Consider the following 16128-nt stretch of genomic DNA (forward strand, 5'->3'; position numbering starts at 1 on the left):
TTCCAGTGGGCGATCCCGCCCGGAATTGACGCTCAGACATGGGCCACCTCCATTCCATGGGCCCCGCCCATCATCAGCCCGATCTGCTCCATCGTCAGCCCCGTGGCCGGCAGGATCTCTGACAGCCGCCCCTCGTTGAGCGCGCCGAAATTGTCGGAGACCTCCATCAGCTCGTCCAGGTCCTGGCTGATCACCACCACCGCGGTGCCCCCCGCGGCCAGGTCCAGCAGGGCCTGGCGGATCGTGGCGGCGGCTGCGGCATCCACGCCCCAGGTGGGCTGGTTGACCACCAGCACTTCGGGCCGTTGCATCACCTCGCGGCCAATGACGAACTTCTGCAGGTTGCCACCCGAAAGCGCGCGCGCCGCGGTTTCCGTTCCTGGCGTGCGCACGTCGAACCTCTCGATGATGCGCGCGGCAAAATCCCGTGCTTTCGACCACTTGAGGAACCCGTTGGCCATGAGCCCCTCGCGTTCCGCGCCAGTCAGAAGCGCGTTTTCCGTCAGGCTCATGTCCGGCGCGGCGGCATGGCCCAGGCGCTCCTCGGGCGCCGTGAGCAGGCCCAGGCTGCGCCGCTGTCCGGGCCCCGCCGTGCCGATCTCGCGCCCGTCCAGAACCACCATGCCCGCCTTGCAGGTCAGCTCGCCCGAGAGGGCCGCCAGAAGCTCGTCCTGGCCGTTCCCGGCCACGCCTGCCAGGCCCAGCACCTCACCGGCGCGGACCTCCAGCGTGATGTTCTTGAGCGACGTGCCGAACTGCCCCGGAGAGGCCACCGACAGGTCGTTCAGCGCCAGGCGCACCGCGCCGGGGGCCGCCGGGGTCCGTTCGGGGCGGTGCAGCTCCGATCCCACCATCATCTCAGCCATCTGCGCCGCAGTCACCTCGCGCGGGGTGCAGGTGCCGACCTTCCGGCCCAGGCGCAGGATCGTCGCCTCGTCGCAAAGCGAGCGGATTTCTTCAAGCTTGTGAGAGATATAGAGGATCGAGGTCCCCTCATCCTTCAGCTTGCGCAGCGTGGCAAACAGGATCTCCACCTCCTGCGGCGTTAGGACCGAGGTCGGCTCGTCCATGATCAGCAGCTTGGGATCCTGCAACAGGCAGCGCACGATTTCCACGCGCTGGCGTTCGCCCGCGCTCAGGTCGCCCACCAGTTTCCAGGGGTCCAGCGGCAGCCCGTATTGTTCCGAAACCGTGCGGATCCGCTCTGCCAGCTCATTGGTCTTGGGCGGTTCGGCCATGCCCAGGGCCACGTTTTCCGCCACGTTGAGCGCATCGAACAGGCTGAAGTGCTGGAACACCATCGCCACGCCGCGCGCGCGGGCCTCCTGGGGCTGGCCTGGCGCATAGGCGCTGCCGCCCAGGACCATCTCTCCCTGGTCGGGCTTCACCAGCCCGTAGATCATCTTGACCAGCGTGGATTTTCCCGCGCCGTTCTCGCCCAGCAGCGCGTGCACCTCGCCCGGCTGGATGTCGAAGGAGACGTCGTCATTGGCCACGACGCCCGGATAGGCCTTTGTCAGGCCCCTGATTGAAAGGAGTGGTCCCGTCACGCTTTTCGTTCCCCAAGGGCGTCTTGCCGCGCCATCTGTCCAAGTATCTCAGCCGCGACGCCCACGGCAATCTCCTGCGGATGTTTCCCAAGGGCAGGATCGCCGATGGGACATTGGATGCTCGCAATACGAGCAGGATCATGGCCCATCTCCGCAAGCCGCCTGCGGAAGCGCACCCATTTGCTGGCAGAGCCGATCAGCCCGCAGCGTGCGAACCCCCGGCTGAGCAGCGCATCGCAAAGCGCAAGGTCCAGGCTGTGGCTATAGGTCAGGATCAGGTGCTCTGCGGTGACAGGCGCATGTGCCGCCAGCAGGGCAGGCTCTGCCGCGGGCAGGGCGGTCACCCCCTCGGGCAGGACCGGCGGAAAGCGGTCCTGCTGCGTATCGATCCAGGTGATCGCGAGCCCGGGCAGGGGGGCCAGGACCGCGGCAATCGCCCGGCCCACGTGGCCCGCGCCCCAGATCCAGATCTCCCTTTCGGCCCGCAGGACCGGTTCCGCGACCCAACCGCCGCCCACCAGGATCCCCGGCAACTCGCCCGCGGCCCGCGCACGGGCCAGCAAGCGCTTGATGGCAAAGGGCATCTGGCCACCACCCGGCAGCGGGCGGGCGATCACCTGGCCCTCTGCCGCCGCCAGCCGCTCCGCATCCCAGGCCTCGTACAGCAGGGTCACGGCCCCGCCGCAGCACTGGCCCAGGTCCGGGCCAAGCGCGCGTTTCTCCAGCAGGTCTGCATCCAGCGCGCGGGCGCGCCGGATCGCTTCATGTTCCAGCGTGCCGCCACCGATGGTGCCGACCAGGAAGTCCGGGCCGACGATCATCGCCGTCCCCGCCTCTCGCGGGACAGAGCCGAGGGTGTCGGTCACCAGCACGCGCACCACGCGCGGCGCGCGCTCAAGCGCGCGCTCTATGGCGCGGCGGTCAAACACCCCGCACCCGGTCGATCGCCGCCAGGACCCGCTCCGGCGTCGCCGGGGCATCAAGATCGGGGTAGCTCTCGCCATAGGCCGAGACTGCATCGGACAGCGCCAGCAGGGCGGAAATCCCCAGCATGAAGGGCGGCTCCCCCACGGCCTTGGAGCGATAGATCGTGGCAGCCGGGTTCGGCTCATCCCAGAGCGCGACGTTGAAGATCTTCGGCCGATCCGAGCAGGCCGGGATCTTGTAGGTCGAGGGCGCATGGGTCCGCAGCCGCCCCTTGTCGTCCCAGACCAGCTCTTCCGTGGTCAGCCAGCCGGCGCCCTGCACATAGGCGCCCTCCACCTGGCCGATATCCAGCGCCGGGTTCAGGCTGTTGCCGGCATCATGCAGCATGTCCGCCCGCAGGATCCGGTATTCCCCGGTCAGCCGGTCCACGACCACTTCCGTCAGGGCCGCGCCATGGGCGAAATAGAAGAAGGCCTTGCCCTGTCCCTTCATCCGATCCCAGCTCAGGTCCGGCGTCTTGTAATGGCCGGTGGCCGACAGGCTGACCTGGTTCTGGTAGGCAAGCTGCGCCGCCTCTGCAAAGCTCAGCCGGTTGGAGCCAGCCAGGACATCGCCCCCCTCAAAGATCACTTCCTCGGTGCGCACCTGGTGCAGCTCTGCCACCACGCCGGCGATCCGGTCCCGCAGCGTGTCGCAGGCCGCCTTCACCGCCATCCCGTTCAGATCCGCCCCGGAAGAGGCTGCCGTGGCCGAAGTATTGGGCACCTTGGCGGTATCGGTCGCGGTGATCTTCACCATTTCCAGCGGGATGCCGAACCGGCTGGCGGCCACCTGCGCGACCTTCTGGAACAGGCCCTGGCCCATCTCCGTCCCGCCGTGGTTCAGGTGAACGGAGCCATCCTGGTAGACATGCACCAGCGCCCCCGCCTGGTTGAGGTGCGAGAGCGTGAAGGAAATCCCGAACTTCACCGGAGAGAAGCCAAGCCCGCGCTTCAAAACGGAATTCGTCGCATTCCATTTCGCGATCTCGGCCTTGCGGGCGGCGTAGTCGCTGCTCTCCAGCAGCCGCTCGGTCAGACGGCCAAGGCAGAAATCCACCACCGGCATCCCGTAAGGCGTGGTCTGCACACCCGGCGGGGCTTTCACGGGCTCGCCTTCTACCGCGACGGCGCCGCGGCTTTGCGGCTCATCCTTCACCTTGCCGGACATACTCCGGGGGGGCGTCGAAGACGCGGGGGCAGAGCCCCCTTCGCCGCTCTCCGTCTCTGAACCGGCCTTCTGGAAATCGCCCTTCTCGAAATCGGCGTAGTAGTTCACGCGTCGCAGCTCGACAGGGTCCATCCCCAGCTCATGGGCCAGGTGATCCACCACCCGCTCGATCCCGACCACCCCCTGGGGGCCGCCGAAGCCGCGATAGGCCGTGGCCGAGCACATGTTGGTACGCAGCCGGTGGCTTTCGATGCGGATGTGCTCCATCAGGTAAGCGTTGTCCGAATGCAGCATGGCGCGATCCGCCACCGCCAGGCTCAGGTCCTGGGTCCAGCCACAGCGGGTGTATTGCTTGAAATCGATGCCGTGGATGCGCCCGGTTTCGTCGTAGCCGACCTTGTAATCGATGCGGAAATCATGGCGCTTGCCGGTGATCTGCATGTCGTCGTCGCGGTCATAGCGCATCTTGCAGGGGCGCCCGGTGACGCGGGCCATCACCGCGCAGGCCACGGCCAGCGGGTTGCCCTGGCTTTCCTTACCGCCGAAGCCGCCGCCCATGCGCCGGCTTTCCACCCGCACGGCGTTCATCGGCAGGCCAAGCGCCTCGGCCACCTTGTGCTGGATCTCCGTCGGGTGCTGGGTCGAGGCATTGACCAGCATGTCGCCGCCCTCCTGCGGCGAGGCAAGAGAGGCCTGGCCTTCCAGGTAGAAATGCTCCTGCCCGCCCATCTCGATCCGGCCCGACAGGGTCATCGGGGCGGCGTTGATGGCCTTTGCCGCATCGCCCTTGGTCCAGACCAGCGGCGGATGTTCGATGTAGCTTTCAGCCTCCAAAGCCTCGTCAACGGTCAGGATCGGGGTCTCTTCGGCCACCTCGATCACCGCCTGGCGGGCCGCGAAACGGGCCGCGTGGTGGCTGGTGGCCGCGACGACAAAGATCGGCTGGCCAACGAAATTCAGGCTGCCGGTAGAGAGCAGCGGTTCGTCGTGCACCGGGGCAGAGGCCGTGTCATTGGCGAAGGGCAGGTCCTCTGCCACCATGACCCGGACCACGCCGGGCGCGGCCTTGACGGCGGAAAGATCCAGGCTTTTCAATGTGCCACGCGCAATGGGCGAGGTGCCGAAGGCCAGGTGCAGGCAGTTCGCCGGGGTCGGGATGTCGTCGAGGTAGCGCGCCTCTCCCGTCACGTGAAGGGGAGCTGCGTCATGGGGCAGGGGCTTGCGCACGGTTTCGTTCATGCCGAGACCTCCGCGATATTCGTGGCCTGGCCCAGATCGGCCAGCAGGTAGCGTTCAAGCATGTTGCGGGCGGCCTTCAGGCGATAGTCAGCCGTGGCGCGCATGTCCGTCAATGGCTGGAAATCCTTAGCCCAGGCCGGGGCGGCCTTGGCCAGGATGCTTTCGTCCCAGGGCTGGCCGGTGATCGCGGCCTCCACGGCCGTGGCGCGTTTCGGGGTGCCAGCCATGCCGCCAAAGGCGATGCGGGCGCTGGCCACGCGGCCCTCTTCCACGGTGATGCTGAAGCAGCCGCAGACGGCCGAGATATCCTGATCGGCACGCTTGGAGAGCTTGTAACAGGCCAGCCGGTCCGGCTGACGCGGGATCGAGATCGCCTCGACAAATTCGCCCTTCGCGCGGTCCTGCTTGCCGTAGTCCAGGAAGAAATCCTGCAAATCCAATGTCCTGCGGTTGTCCGCGTGGCGCAGGTGCAGCTGTGCGCCAAGGGCGATGAGGGCCGGCGGGCTGTCCCCGATCGGCGAGCCATTGGCGATATTGCCGCCCACGGTTGCGGCGTTGCGGATTTGGACAGAGGCAAAGCGGCGCAGCATGGCGCCGAACCCGGGGTGCAGCGGCTCGATCACCGGCAGGAGCTCTGAAAAGGTGACCATGGCGCCGATGCGGATCTCTTCCTCTGTCACCTCGATCTGCTTGAGATCGGCGCAGCGGTTGAGAAAGGCCACCTGGCCCAGGTCCCGCATGCCCTTGGTTACGTCCAGCCCCAGGTCGGTCGCGCCGGCAACCAGCCTGGCGTCGGGATTCGCGGCGTACCAGCTTGCCAGCTCATCTGAAGACTTCGGCTGAAAGGCTATGTTTTCAGCCTCTTCCGGCATGCGGAAGGTCTTTGGCAGGTGATCCGGCACCGGCTGTGCCATGGCAGATTCCGCCGCGCGGATGATCGGGGCGTAGCCGGTGCAACGGCAGAGGTTGCCGGCCAGCGTCAGGTCGTGATCCGCTTCCCCGGTGATCTGGGCCGTGGCCATCGACATGACGAAACCGGGGGTGCAGAACCCGCATTGGGACCCGTGCTGATCCACCATGGCCTGCTGCACGGGATGCAGCGCGCCATCGGGCAGTTTCAGCCCTTCGACCGTGGTCACGGATTTGCCCTGAAGCTGGGGCAGGAAGAGAATGCAGGCGTTCAGCGCCTTCGGCCCGGTCTCATCGGTCACCATGACGGTGCAGGCGCCGCAATCGCCTTCGTTGCAGCCTTCCTTGGTGCCGGTCAGCCCCTGTTCGATCCGTAGCCAGTCAAGAAGCGTGGTGGTGGGTGCGACTTCCGTCACATCCACGCGGTCTCCGTTCAGTTGAAAGGAGAGTGTCATGTAGCTATCATCCACCGCGTTACCCTAGTGCCATCCATGCCCCCCCGATGCGGTAGAAGGGAGGCGGCAAATCAGTCCGGCCCATCAAAGGGAACAGGTCTGCTGCTTGCAAGAAAAATTACGGCGAGTTTTTAATCTGACCTCGCGAAACTGCTCAATCCTTAAGCGATGCGGCCAGGGTGGCCAGTTGGTCCGTGGCCTTGCCCCATCCCTCCTGGAAACCCATTTCCTCATGCCGCGCACGGGCTTCGGGTGAAGAATGCAGCAGCCGCGCGGTGTAGCGCGTGCCGTCGCCTTCCGGCGCAAAATTCAGCATGCCGGTCATGAAGGGGCTGTCACCGGGGCGATACCCGCCTGACAGCGCATCGGTAAAGCTGAAGGCGCTGCCGGGATCGGCGATCAGGACGCAGCCTTCGGAGGCGATTTCCGTGCCGTCCGGCAGGCGCATCCGGGTGAAGAAGGCGCCACCGGGGCGCGGCTCTATCCGGGCTTCGACGGTTTCGACCGGGGCGGGGGTGAACCAGCGTTTCAGCAAACCGGCCTCTGCCCAGCATCGCCAGACAGTCATCGGAGAGGCCGGGATGAGGCGGGTCAGGATCAGGTCGCGGCTTTCGTCCACTTCGGGCTCCTTTGTGTCCGGGGCCGGGGCCGGCGGGTCGGGGTCATCGGATGGCATGTCATAGGGGCGCAGGCGGCTTTGCTGGGTGTTGAGCCAGTCGCGGACCGGGTCCAGCGACAGGCGGTTCATGCGGCAGAACCTTTGGCGCCCTTCCTTCCAGCTGGTGATCAGCCCGGCGCGTTCCAGCGCATCCACGTGCTTGAGGAAAGAGGGCAGGGCCATGTCGTGCGGGCCGGCGAGTTCCTTGATCGCGGCAGGGCCGCGCGTCAGCCGTTCCACCACCGCCCGGCGGGTCGGGTCGGACAGGACGGAAAGCAGCTGTGACAGATCATGGTTAGCCATTGAGCTAACGATGCCTCAAGCCGAAGTTTGCCGCAAGAAAAACTTAGCCCTGCGGGTAACAAAACGCGATTTCAGGGATTTACGCCATGCTTATCCAATGGGCTAACTAAATCACGCCCTCGGGATCTTGCTGCTTCCGGGGTCCGGGAATAGGCTCCGTTCATGAGCACGCCCCCCCGATTCATCCACCTCCGCACCCATACCGAGTATTCACTTCTTGAAGGCGCCCTGCGGCTGAAGAAGCTGCCCGGCCTTTGCGCCGCGGCGGGGATGCCAGCGGTGGCTGTCACCGACACGAACAACATGTTCGCTGCGCTTGAATTTTCCGTTGCGGCTGCGGGCGCAGGTATCCAGCCGATCATCGGCTGCCAGGTCGACCTGCAATGGCACCGCCCGGAACCGGGGGAAAAGCCCAAGCCGCCCGCGCCCATCGTCCTGCTGGCGCAAAGCGAGCGTGGCTACGAGCACCTGATGGAGCTCAACACCTGCCTCTATGTCGCCCATCGTGGCGAACTGCCCCATGTCACTCTGGAAGAGCTTGAGGCCCATACCGAAGGGCTGATCTGCCTGACCGGCGGTGCGCTTGGCCCGGTGGGGCAGCTTCTGCAGACCGGTCACAGGCCAGAGGCGCAGGCGCTGATGCAGCGCCTCTCGGCGGCCTTCCCGGATCGGCTTTACGTCGAATTGCAGCGCCATCCCGAAGACGACGGCCTGCCGGAAGCCGAAAAGCTGACCGAGCGCGGCTTCGTGGAAATGGCCTATGCGATGGATCTGCCACTGGTGGCGACCAACGATGTCTATTTCCCGAAACCGGAGATGTACGAGGCCCACGACGCGCTGATCTGCATTGCGGACGGCGCTTACGTGGACCAGCAGCAGCCGCGCCGCCGCCTGACGGCCCAGCATTACTTCAAGTCCCCGCAGGAGATGGCGACGCTGTTTGCCGACCTGCCGGAAGCCATCGAAAACACGGTGGAGATCGCGCAGCGCTGTGCCTTCATGGCCTATCGCCGGGATCCGATCCTGCCGAAGTTCGCCGATGACGAGGTGGCAGAGCTGCGTCGCATGGCCAACGAGGGGCTGAAGGCACGGCTGGACGTGATCCCCCATGCGGTCAGCGTGGAAGATTACCAGAAACGGCTCGATTTCGAGCTGGGCATCATCGAGGGGATGGGCTTCCCCGGCTACTTCCTGATCGTTGCCGACTTCATCCAGTGGGCCAAGGACCACGATATCCCGGTGGGGCCGGGGCGGGGCTCTGGTGCGGGCTCCCTGGTCGCCTATGCGCTGACCATCACCGACCTTGACCCGCTGCGCTATTCGCTGCTGTTCGAACGGTTCCTGAACCCGGAACGGGTCTCCATGCCCGACTTCGACATCGACTTCTGCATGGATCGCCGCGAAGAGGTGATCCGCTACGTGCAGGAGAAATACGGGCGCGACAAGGTGGGGCAGATCATCACCTTCGGTGCCCTGCTGTCCAAGGCCGCCGTGCGCGATATCGGGCGCGTCCTGCAGATGCCCTATGGCCAGGTGGACCGGCTGTCCAAGCTGATCCCGGTGGAGGGCGTGAAGCCCGTCTCCATCGAGAAGGCGCTGAAGGATGAACCCCGCCTTGCCGAAGAGGCCCGCAACGAAGAGGTTGTGGACCGGCTGCTGAAATACGGCATGCAGGTGGAGGGGCTGTTGCGCAACGCCTCGACCCACGCGGCCGGCGTGGTGATCGGGGATCGGCCGCTCGACCGGCTGGTGCCGCTGTATCAGGATCCGCGGTCCGACATGCCCGCGACGCAGTTCAACATGAAATGGGTCGAGCAGGCCGGCCTGGTAAAGTTCGACTTCCTGGGTCTTAAGACCCTGACGGTGATCCAGAACGCGATCGAGCAAATCCACGCCGGCGGGCGCGATCTGCATGTCGCCGCCGATGGCACCCAGCTTTATGAGCCGGCCCCCGGGGCGGAGAACCAGATCAACCTCATCCCGCTGGATGACGAAAGGACCTACAGGCTTTACGCCCGCGCCAAGACCGTCGCCGTGTTCCAGGTGGAATCCACCGGCATGATGGACGCGCTGAAGCAGATGAAGCCGACCTGTATCGAGGACATCGTGGCCCTCGTGGCGCTTTACCGCCCCGGCCCTATGGAGAACATCCCGGTCTATTGCGAGGTCAAGAACGGCCAGCGCGAGATCACCTCGGTCCACGAAAGCATCGACCACATCCTGGCAGAGACCCAGGGCATCATCGTCTACCAGGAACAGGTGATGCAGATTGCCCAGGTCATGGCGGGCTACTCGCTTGGCGGCGCTGACCTTTTGCGCCGGGCCATGGGTAAGAAGATCAAGGAGGCGATGGACGCCGAACGCCCGAAATTCGAGAAGGGCGCGGCGGCCAACGGGGTCGACAAGAAGAAGGCCTCTGAGGTCTTCGACCTTCTGGAAAAATTCGCCAACTACGGCTTCAACAAGTCCCACGCGGCGGCCTATGCGGTGGTTTCGTACCAGACCGCCTGGCTGAAGGCGAACCACCCGGTGGAGTTCATGGCCGGTGTCATGAACTGCGATATCCACCTGACGGACAAGCTGGGCATCTACTTCCAGGAAGTGAAGAAGGCGCTTGAGCTGCCCTATATCCCGCCCTGCGTGAACCGCTCTGACGCGAAGTTCAAGGTGGTGGACGGGGCCCTGGTCTATGCGCTTGGCGCGCTCAAGAACGTGGGCCTGGACGCGATGCGCCTGATCGAGGAGGGGCGCGACGGCAAGCCCTTTGCCACGCTCTACGATGTCGCGCGCAGGGTCGAGCTGAAGAAGGTCGGCAAGCGCCCGCTGGAGATGCTGGCGCGCGCCGGGGCCTTTGACGAGCTGGATCGCAACCGCCGCCGGGTCTTTGACAGCCTGGATGCGCTGGTGGCCTATTCGGCCGCGATCTGGGAACAGAAGTCCTCCAACCAGGTGAGCCTGTTCGGTGAGGCGGGCGATGACCTGCCAGAGCCGCGCCTGAGCCCGGTGAACGACTGGCTGCCCGCGGAACGGCTGGCAGAGGAATTCAAGGCCATCGGGTTCTACCTGTCGGGCCACCCGCTGGACGATTACATGGGCGCGCTGCGGCGCAAGCAGGTCAAGACGCTGGACGAGGTCACCAAGCTGGCCGAGGGCGGCGCGTTGGTGGCCAAGCTGGCCGGTATCGTCACCGGCAAGCAGGAACGCAAATCGGCGCGCGGCAACCGCTTTGCCTTTGCGCAACTCTCTGATCCCACAGGGGCTTACGAGGTCACGATCTTTTCCGACACGCTCGACCAATGCCGGGATTTCCTGGAGAACGGCGAAAAGGTCGTGCTGACGGTCGAGGCCACCATGGAAAGCGACCAGCTACGCCTGCTGGCCCGGGGCATCGTCCCGATGGACGGGGTTGTGGCGGATGCCGGGGCCATCGGGCTGAAGATCTTCATGTCGGAGACAGAGGGCGTGGCGGCCGTTCAGGACGTTCTTCTGCGAGCCTCGGAAACCGTGCGGGGCGTGCAGAAGGGGCCGATCCACTTCTGCCTGGTGAACAGCACGCTGCCCGGTGGCGGCGAGGTGGAGATCAAGGCGAACGAAGGCTACCCGGTCACGCCCGAGATCAAGGGCGCGCTGAAAAGCCTACCTGGGATCCTGGCGGTCGAGGAAATCTGAGGATCAGTAATGCGGGGGGCGTTCGTCGCCCAGGTAGACGGCATTGCCGGATTCCGCCTCGCGCGCGGCCTCGCGTTCCATCAGAAGCTGCACCCGGCGGGTCAGCATCATGATCTCGCCCTGCTGACGGGCAACCGTTTCAGAGATCTCGTCGACGGTGCGCGTGAGATGGGCGATCTTTTCTTCCAGCTCCAGCATGGGGAACCTCGTTCTGGCAGGGCTTCGGGTGGGGCGGCGGGATCCGCCCCGGTGCGTGCGGGCGTCACATATCACATGCAACGGGGATGTCTGCAGTTTCTGTCGCTGGGGCGCAGGATCGCGGGCCGGGCAGGGGGCGGGCCGAGGGCAAGACGCGGGCTGCGCTTGCCCCCCTCGGCCCCATGGGCTATGCCCCGGGCGCAATCCATATGGCAAGGATGAAGCGATGGCCAAGGTGAAGAAAACGCCGCGCCCCAAGGCGGAGACCCCCAAGGGCTTCCGTGACTACTTTGGTGCGGAAGTGACGGAACGGACGGAGATGCTTGCGAAGATCGCCGCCGTCTACCATCGCTACGGTTTCGATGCCCTGGAAAGCTCTGCCGTGGAAACGGTGGAAGCGCTTGGCAAGTTCCTGCCCGATGTGGACCGCCCCAACGCCGGCGTCTTCGGCTGGCAGGAGGGCGAGGAAGAGGGCAAGGGCGACTGGCTGGCCCTGCGCTATGACCTGACCGCGCCGCTGGCGCGTGTCTACGCCCAGCACCGCAACGATCTGCCCACCCCCTACCGGCGCTATGCCATGGGGCCGGTCTGGCGCAATGAAAAGCCCGGTCCGGGGCGGTTCCGCCAGTTTTATCAATGCGATGCGGACACGGTCGGTGCCGCTTCGGTCGCGGCGGATGCAGAGATCTGCGCGATGCTGTCGGACTGCCTGGAAGAGGTCGGGATCCCGCGCGGGGATTACATCATCCGGGTGAACAACCGGAAGGTCCTGAACGGCGTGCTGGAAGCCATGGGCGTGACGGATGAGGCCCAGCAGGCCGATGTCCTGCGCACCATCGACAAGTTCGACAAGGTCGGGGAAGAGGGCGTGCGCCAGCTTCTGGGCAAGGGGCGGCTGGATGCATCTGGCGCCTATATCGACGGTGTCGGGCTGGAAGAGACCCAGGCAGAGCCGGTTCTGGCCTTCCTGACCTCCAAGGGGTCGACGGCGGCGGATACGCTGGCCAACCTGCGGGCGGCTGTCGGCAGTTCCGCCGTGGGCGCCGAGGGCGTGGATGAGCTTGAGCTGATCGCCAGCCTGCTGGAGGCCCAGGGCTATGGCCCCGACCGGATCGAGATCGACCCCAGCGTCGTGCGCGGCCTTGGCTATTACACCGGGCCGGTCTTCGAGGCCGAGCTGACCTTTGAAATCCTTGATGAAAAGGGCCGCAAGCGCCAGTTCGGCTCGGTTTCCGGCGGCGGGCGCTACGACGGGCTGGTCAAGCGCTTCACCGGGCAGGAAGTGCCCGCGACGGGTGTCTCCATCGGCGTTGACCGCCTGCTGGCGGCGCTGCGTGCCAAGGGCCGCATCGGCGGCAAGGCCGAGGGCCCCGTGGTGGTCACGGTCATGGATCGCGACCGCATGGCCGATTACCAGGGCATCGTGGCCGAACTGCGCGAAGCTGGTATCCGGGCAGAGGTCTACCTGGGCAACCCCAAGAACTTCGGTAACCAGTTGAAATACGCCGATAAACGCAACTCTCCCGTCGCGGTCATCGAAGGCGCGGAAGAGAAGGCGCGCGGCGTGGTTCAGGTCAAGGACCTGGTGCTGGGCGCCAAGATCGCCGAGAACGCGACGCTGGAAGAATGGAAAGACCGCCCCTCGCAATACGAGGTGCCGCGCGGTGAGCTTGTGGCGAAGATCCGGGAAATCCTTGCGGGGCAGGACTGATGGTCTATCGCAGCCCCGACAAGGCGCAGGTGAAAGCCTGTGCCGCCGCCCTGCGCACGCGGTTCGAATCCGCCGGCGCCCTGCCGGTGGAAGCGCCGGTGCTGGTCTCTTCCTCTGCGTTGCTGGACCTTTACGGAGAGGACCTGCGCGCGCGGGCCTATACCACCTCTGACACCCTGCGGGGCGAGCAGATGCTGCGCCCCGACTTCACCGTGCCGGTGGTGCAGATGCACATGGCCGAGGGCGCGGAACCGGCCCGCTATACCTATTCCGGCGAGGTTTTCCGCCGCCAGGAAGAGGATGAGGCGCGGGCCAATGAATACCTTCAGGTCGGCTTCGAGATCTTCGATGGCAGCGATCCCGCCGCTGCCGATGCAGAGGTCTTTGCCCGCATCCAGACCGCGATTTCTCCGTTGAACCTCAAGGCGATGACCGGGGATATCGGAATCCTGATGGCGGCGGTCGACGGGCTGCGGACCTCTGACGTGCGCAAGGCCGCGCTGCGGCGGCATATCTGGCGTCCGAACCGCTTCAAGATCCTGCTGGATCGCTACGCGGGGCGCACGCCGGTGTCGCCTGCGCGGGTGGCCCTGCTGAAGGCAGAGGATCCCTTTGCGGGCGCTGCCCCTGAGATCGGCCTGCGGTCACGCCATGAGGTGGCCGCGCGCCTTGAGGTGCTGCGCCAGGACCTGGCCGAACCCGCGATCCCGGCCCGGGACGTGGACCTGATCGAGGCCATCCTGGATGTTCGCGCCACCCTGCCTAACGCCTTGGAACAATTGCGCGATATCGCCGTGGACCTGCCCGCGATCTCTGACGCGGTAGAGACCCTTGGCGCGCGGATCGAGGCCCTGGAGGGGCGCCGCGTGAACACCGCCGCGGTGGAGTTCGAGGCCGCCTACGGGCGCACGCACATGGAATATTACGACGGTTTCGTCTTCGGCTTCCTGGTGGAGCGCCGCCCGGACCTGCCGCCGTTGGCCACCGGCGGACGTTATGACGCGCTGACACGGGTGCTGGGCGCGGCGCAGGGGCGGCCCGAGGGCATCCCGGCGGTGGGCGGGGTGATCCGCCCCGGAATGGTCGTGGAACTGGGAGGCTGGGCATGAGCGTGAAGCTGGGTGTGCCCTCCAAGGGCCGGTTGATGGAGAAGACTTTTGACTGGTTCGGCCAGCGGGGCGTGACCCTGGGCCGGGCCGGGTCCGACCGGGAGTATGCCGGGAAAGTCGAGGGAATCGAAGGGGTTGAGCTGGTGCTGCTGAGCGCGGGCGAGATCCCCAGGGAGTTGAACGCAGGCCGGATCCACCTAGGCGTGACAGGCACCGACCTGGTGCGCGAGAAGCTGGGCCAATGGGAACAGCGGGTCGAGGAACTGGCAGAGCTGGGCTTTGGCCATGCCGACCTGATCCTGGCCGTCCCCGCCTTCTGGGTGGACGTGGAAAGCCTGGATGACCTGGACGCGGCCGCGGCGGCGTTCCGGGCCCGGCACGGGTTCCGGATGCGGATCGCGACGAAGTATCACCGGCTGGTGCGCGAGTACCTGAAGGAAAAAGATGTCGCGGATTATCAACTGGTTGACAGCCAGGGGGCTACCGAGGGCACGGTGAAGAACGAGACGGCAGAGGCCGTGGCGGACATCACCTCCACCGGAGAGACCCTGCGCGCCAACCACCTGAAGATCCTGCCGGACGGCACGATCCTGAAGAGCCAGGCGACGCTGTTCCGGTCGCGCTCTGCGCCGCTGTCGGACGAGGATCGGCTGGCGCTGGCCGCGCTGATCCGCCAGTTGGGCCTGGATTAACCCCCCTTGCCATAGGTTTACCGGGGCGTGCGTGCCTGTCGGTGCGCCCCGGCGCCCGACTCGGGGTCATGTCCCTGGTTAACGGGGCAAATCCCGGCAAAACCCCACGTCTGTATTACGTCGGTATCGCGTCGGTATTACGTCGGTGCCCATGTCGGTATCTGGCCGGGTTAACGGGGCGTGCGGAGAGATGCGTTAACCTTTGGGTGACGGGACAACCTGCGGTCTGCCGGGCGCTCAGGGGATGTCGCTTTCCCCGTCCTGGGCTGCACGGGGGCCGCCCATGCGGGTGGCCAGAAGCCGTGCGTAGCGGTCCGGATCGGCCTCTGCCAGGCGGTCGAGCGACTCTGCCGTGCGTTCTGCCAGTTTCGACAGCGCCACGGCCTTGCCGGCCCGGATCCGCAGGTGAAGGTCCTCCACCTCGGGCAGGGGGGTGCCCTGGTCCTGGGACAGGGTGCGCAGCGCGTCGATCACCACGCTCAGCTGGGTGCCGTAACTGGCGACCTCCGTATGGATATGCGCCTCTATGTCCGGCTGGCCGGCGATGTCATCGGAAAAGAGCCGGGGTTCGATCCGTTGCGTGACATCGCCCGAAAATGGCGCCTTCCAGAGCGCGAAGAGCGTGGGCATGGGATTGGGAAACATGGGCGGCCTCCTGTGGCTGCCCAAGTCAACCGGAGCTTGTGCGCCCCTGTCAATCTTGCCTGTGCCCGCAAGGGGCGCTGTGGGGGATTTCCCGGCGCAGGGCCGCTGGGGTGCCTCTGGCATGGTCGCAGGCCCCGGCGACAGGCGCGGGAGGCGCAGCCGACAACGGCGCTGGCCCCCTCGATGGGGGCAGGGGCGTCACCCCGGGTAGCTTAGATCACGCCGATTTCGGCCAGGGCGGCGTTCAGCTCTGGCGGCAGGTCGTCATCGCTGGCCCGCGCGGCGGTCAGATCGCGGGGCGCATCTTCGGGCTTGAGGTAGCGCCAGCCCTGGAAGGGGCGCTTCTGGCTGGGCGCAACGCGGTGCAGCTCAGGGTCCAGCACGATGGCGCAGCGGCGGACGCCGTCGCCCCGGTCGACCTCTTCCAGGGCCACGATCCGCTGGCGCGCCTGAATCTGTCCCTTGATCACCCAGAAGATGGATCCGCCGGCCAGAAGCTCTGCCTCTTTCTTCGGCCACATGCGGGTGACATGGCGGGGGCGGGCATCCCCGGTGCGGGCCAGGGCGGTTTGCTGCCAGGCTTCCAGGTCTTCCACGCTTTCAGTACCAACCGAGAGCTTCACGAGATGGACTGTGGGAGACATGCGGATAATTTCCTGTTAGACTTGGTACCGAGATCTGCGCGACAGAGTGTGTGGCAAAAGGAACGCAACACAAGATGTGGTGTCCTTTTCGCCCATTGCACCCTGAAAGCAACTTGCCTAGGAAGATAGCCTGTCACACCGCCGCTGCAAGCCCATCCCGATCACCTGTCCATTAGGACAGCTGCGCTAGGGGGTGAAACCGTGGCGGTC

The 16128-nt window shown here is 65.8% G+C and carries 12 protein-coding genes; 4 read left to right on the top strand and 8 right to left on the bottom strand.

Going from position 1 to position 16128, the window contains the following annotated elements; translation table 11 throughout:
• Nucleotides 1–32: 32 nt before the first annotated feature.
• The 5 genes from HCZ97_RS08380 to HCZ97_RS20565 all read right to left on the bottom strand — a co-directional run bounded on the left by HCZ97_RS08380 (nt 33) and on the right by HCZ97_RS20565 (nt 7250).
• Nucleotides 33–1550 carry an ABC transporter ATP-binding protein gene (locus HCZ97_RS08380; RefSeq protein WP_167688252.1) on the bottom strand — a complete coding sequence of 506 codons (1518 nt, stop codon included), beginning with the start codon at nt 1548–1550 and terminating at the stop codon, nt 33–35.
• A complete protein-coding gene (xdhC, locus tag HCZ97_RS08385) occupies nt 1547–2479 on the bottom strand; it encodes a xanthine dehydrogenase accessory protein XdhC (protein WP_368484339.1) in 933 nt (310 codons plus the stop codon). The genes HCZ97_RS08380 and xdhC overlap by 4 nt, the downstream gene beginning before the upstream one ends.
• Nucleotides 2472–4925 carry a xanthine dehydrogenase molybdopterin binding subunit gene (locus tag HCZ97_RS08390; RefSeq protein WP_167688253.1) on the bottom strand — a complete coding sequence of 818 codons (2454 nt, stop codon included), beginning with the start codon at nt 4923–4925 and terminating at the stop codon, nt 2472–2474. The genes xdhC and HCZ97_RS08390 overlap by 8 nt, the downstream gene beginning before the upstream one ends.
• Complete coding sequence (xdhA, locus tag HCZ97_RS08395; RefSeq protein ID WP_167688254.1) at nt 4922–6289, bottom strand: xanthine dehydrogenase small subunit; 1368 nt, start codon at nt 6287–6289, stop codon at nt 4922–4924. Before xdhA ends, HCZ97_RS08390 begins: the two co-directional genes overlap by 4 nt.
• Nucleotides 6290–6443: 154 nt before the next feature.
• Entirely contained in the window at nt 6444–7250 is an 807-nt protein-coding gene (locus HCZ97_RS20565) for an SRPBCC domain-containing protein (RefSeq protein WP_254871425.1), read from the bottom strand.
• Nucleotides 7251–7412: 162 nt separating this feature from the next.
• Between HCZ97_RS20565 and dnaE the strand changes: the two genes are divergently transcribed.
• Nucleotides 7413–10919, top strand: coding sequence for a DNA polymerase III subunit alpha (dnaE, locus tag HCZ97_RS08410; protein ID WP_167688255.1), 3507 nt, complete (start codon nt 7413–7415; stop codon nt 10917–10919).
• Between the two features lie 3 nt (nt 10920–10922).
• Here dnaE and HCZ97_RS08415 read toward each other — a convergent pair whose 3' ends face one another.
• Complete coding sequence (locus HCZ97_RS08415; RefSeq protein ID WP_167688256.1) at nt 10923–11117, bottom strand: SlyX family protein; 195 nt, start codon at nt 11115–11117, stop codon at nt 10923–10925.
• Between the two features lie 226 nt (nt 11118–11343).
• Here HCZ97_RS08415 and hisS point away from each other — a divergent pair, with 226 nt between their 5' ends.
• Genes hisS through hisG form a run of 3 tightly spaced genes read left to right on the top strand, consistent with a single transcriptional unit; the run spans nt 11344 to nt 14629 of the window.
• Complete coding sequence (gene hisS, locus HCZ97_RS08420) at nt 11344–12828, top strand: histidine--tRNA ligase (RefSeq protein WP_167688257.1); 1485 nt, start codon at nt 11344–11346, stop codon at nt 12826–12828.
• The gene (locus HCZ97_RS08425) at nt 12828–13937 is read left to right on the top strand and encodes an ATP phosphoribosyltransferase regulatory subunit (RefSeq protein WP_167688258.1); all 1110 of its coding nucleotides are present in this window, start codon (nt 12828–12830) and stop codon (nt 13935–13937) included. Before hisS ends, HCZ97_RS08425 begins: the two co-directional genes overlap by 1 nt.
• The gene (gene hisG / locus HCZ97_RS08430; protein WP_167688259.1) at nt 13934–14629 is read left to right on the top strand and encodes an ATP phosphoribosyltransferase; all 696 of its coding nucleotides are present in this window, start codon (nt 13934–13936) and stop codon (nt 14627–14629) included. Before HCZ97_RS08425 ends, hisG begins: the two co-directional genes overlap by 4 nt.
• 237 nt (nt 14630–14866) lie before the next feature.
• Here the strand turns inward: hisG and HCZ97_RS08435 are convergent, their stop codons facing one another.
• Nucleotides 14867–15274: a hypothetical protein gene (locus HCZ97_RS08435; RefSeq protein WP_167688260.1), complete on the bottom strand. Its 408-nt coding sequence runs from the start codon at nt 15272–15274 to the stop codon at nt 14867–14869.
• A 212-nt stretch (nt 15275–15486) separates the two neighbouring features.
• On the bottom strand, nt 15487–15918 hold the full coding sequence (locus HCZ97_RS08440; protein WP_167688261.1) for a DUF1489 family protein: 432 nt from the start codon (nt 15916–15918) through the stop codon (nt 15487–15489).
• Nucleotides 15919–16128 lie beyond the last annotated feature (210 nt).

Source organism: Pseudooceanicola sp. HF7 (assembly GCF_011806405.1).
GTDB lineage: Bacteria > Pseudomonadota > Alphaproteobacteria > Rhodobacterales > Rhodobacteraceae > Pseudooceanicola.

What these genes read in the sequence shown, in the direction of transcription:
- dnaE (WP_167688255.1), top strand. Translation starts at nt 7,413, where the DNA reads ATGAGCACGCCCCCCCGATTCATCCACCTCCGCACCCATACCGAGTAT.
- HCZ97_RS08390 (WP_167688253.1), bottom strand. Translation starts at nt 4,925, where the DNA reads ATGAACGAAACCGTGCGCAAGCCCCTGCCCCATGACGCAGCTCCCCTT.
- HCZ97_RS08440 (WP_167688261.1), bottom strand. Translation starts at nt 15,918, where the DNA reads ATGTCTCCCACAGTCCATCTCGTGAAGCTCTCGGTTGGTACTGAAAGC.
- HCZ97_RS08435 (WP_167688260.1), bottom strand. Translation starts at nt 15,274, where the DNA reads ATGTTTCCCAATCCCATGCCCACGCTCTTCGCGCTCTGGAAGGCGCCA.
- HCZ97_RS08415 (WP_167688256.1), bottom strand. Translation starts at nt 11,117, where the DNA reads ATGCTGGAGCTGGAAGAAAAGATCGCCCATCTCACGCGCACCGTCGAC.
- xdhA (WP_167688254.1), bottom strand. Translation starts at nt 6,289, where the DNA reads ATGACACTCTCCTTTCAACTGAACGGAGACCGCGTGGATGTGACGGAA.
- hisG (WP_167688259.1), top strand. Translation starts at nt 13,934, where the DNA reads ATGAGCGTGAAGCTGGGTGTGCCCTCCAAGGGCCGGTTGATGGAGAAG.
- HCZ97_RS20565 (WP_254871425.1), bottom strand. Translation starts at nt 7,250, where the DNA reads ATGGCTAACCATGATCTGTCACAGCTGCTTTCCGTCCTGTCCGACCCG.
- HCZ97_RS08425 (WP_167688258.1), top strand. Translation starts at nt 12,828, where the DNA reads ATGGTCTATCGCAGCCCCGACAAGGCGCAGGTGAAAGCCTGTGCCGCC.
- hisS (WP_167688257.1), top strand. Translation starts at nt 11,344, where the DNA reads ATGGCCAAGGTGAAGAAAACGCCGCGCCCCAAGGCGGAGACCCCCAAG.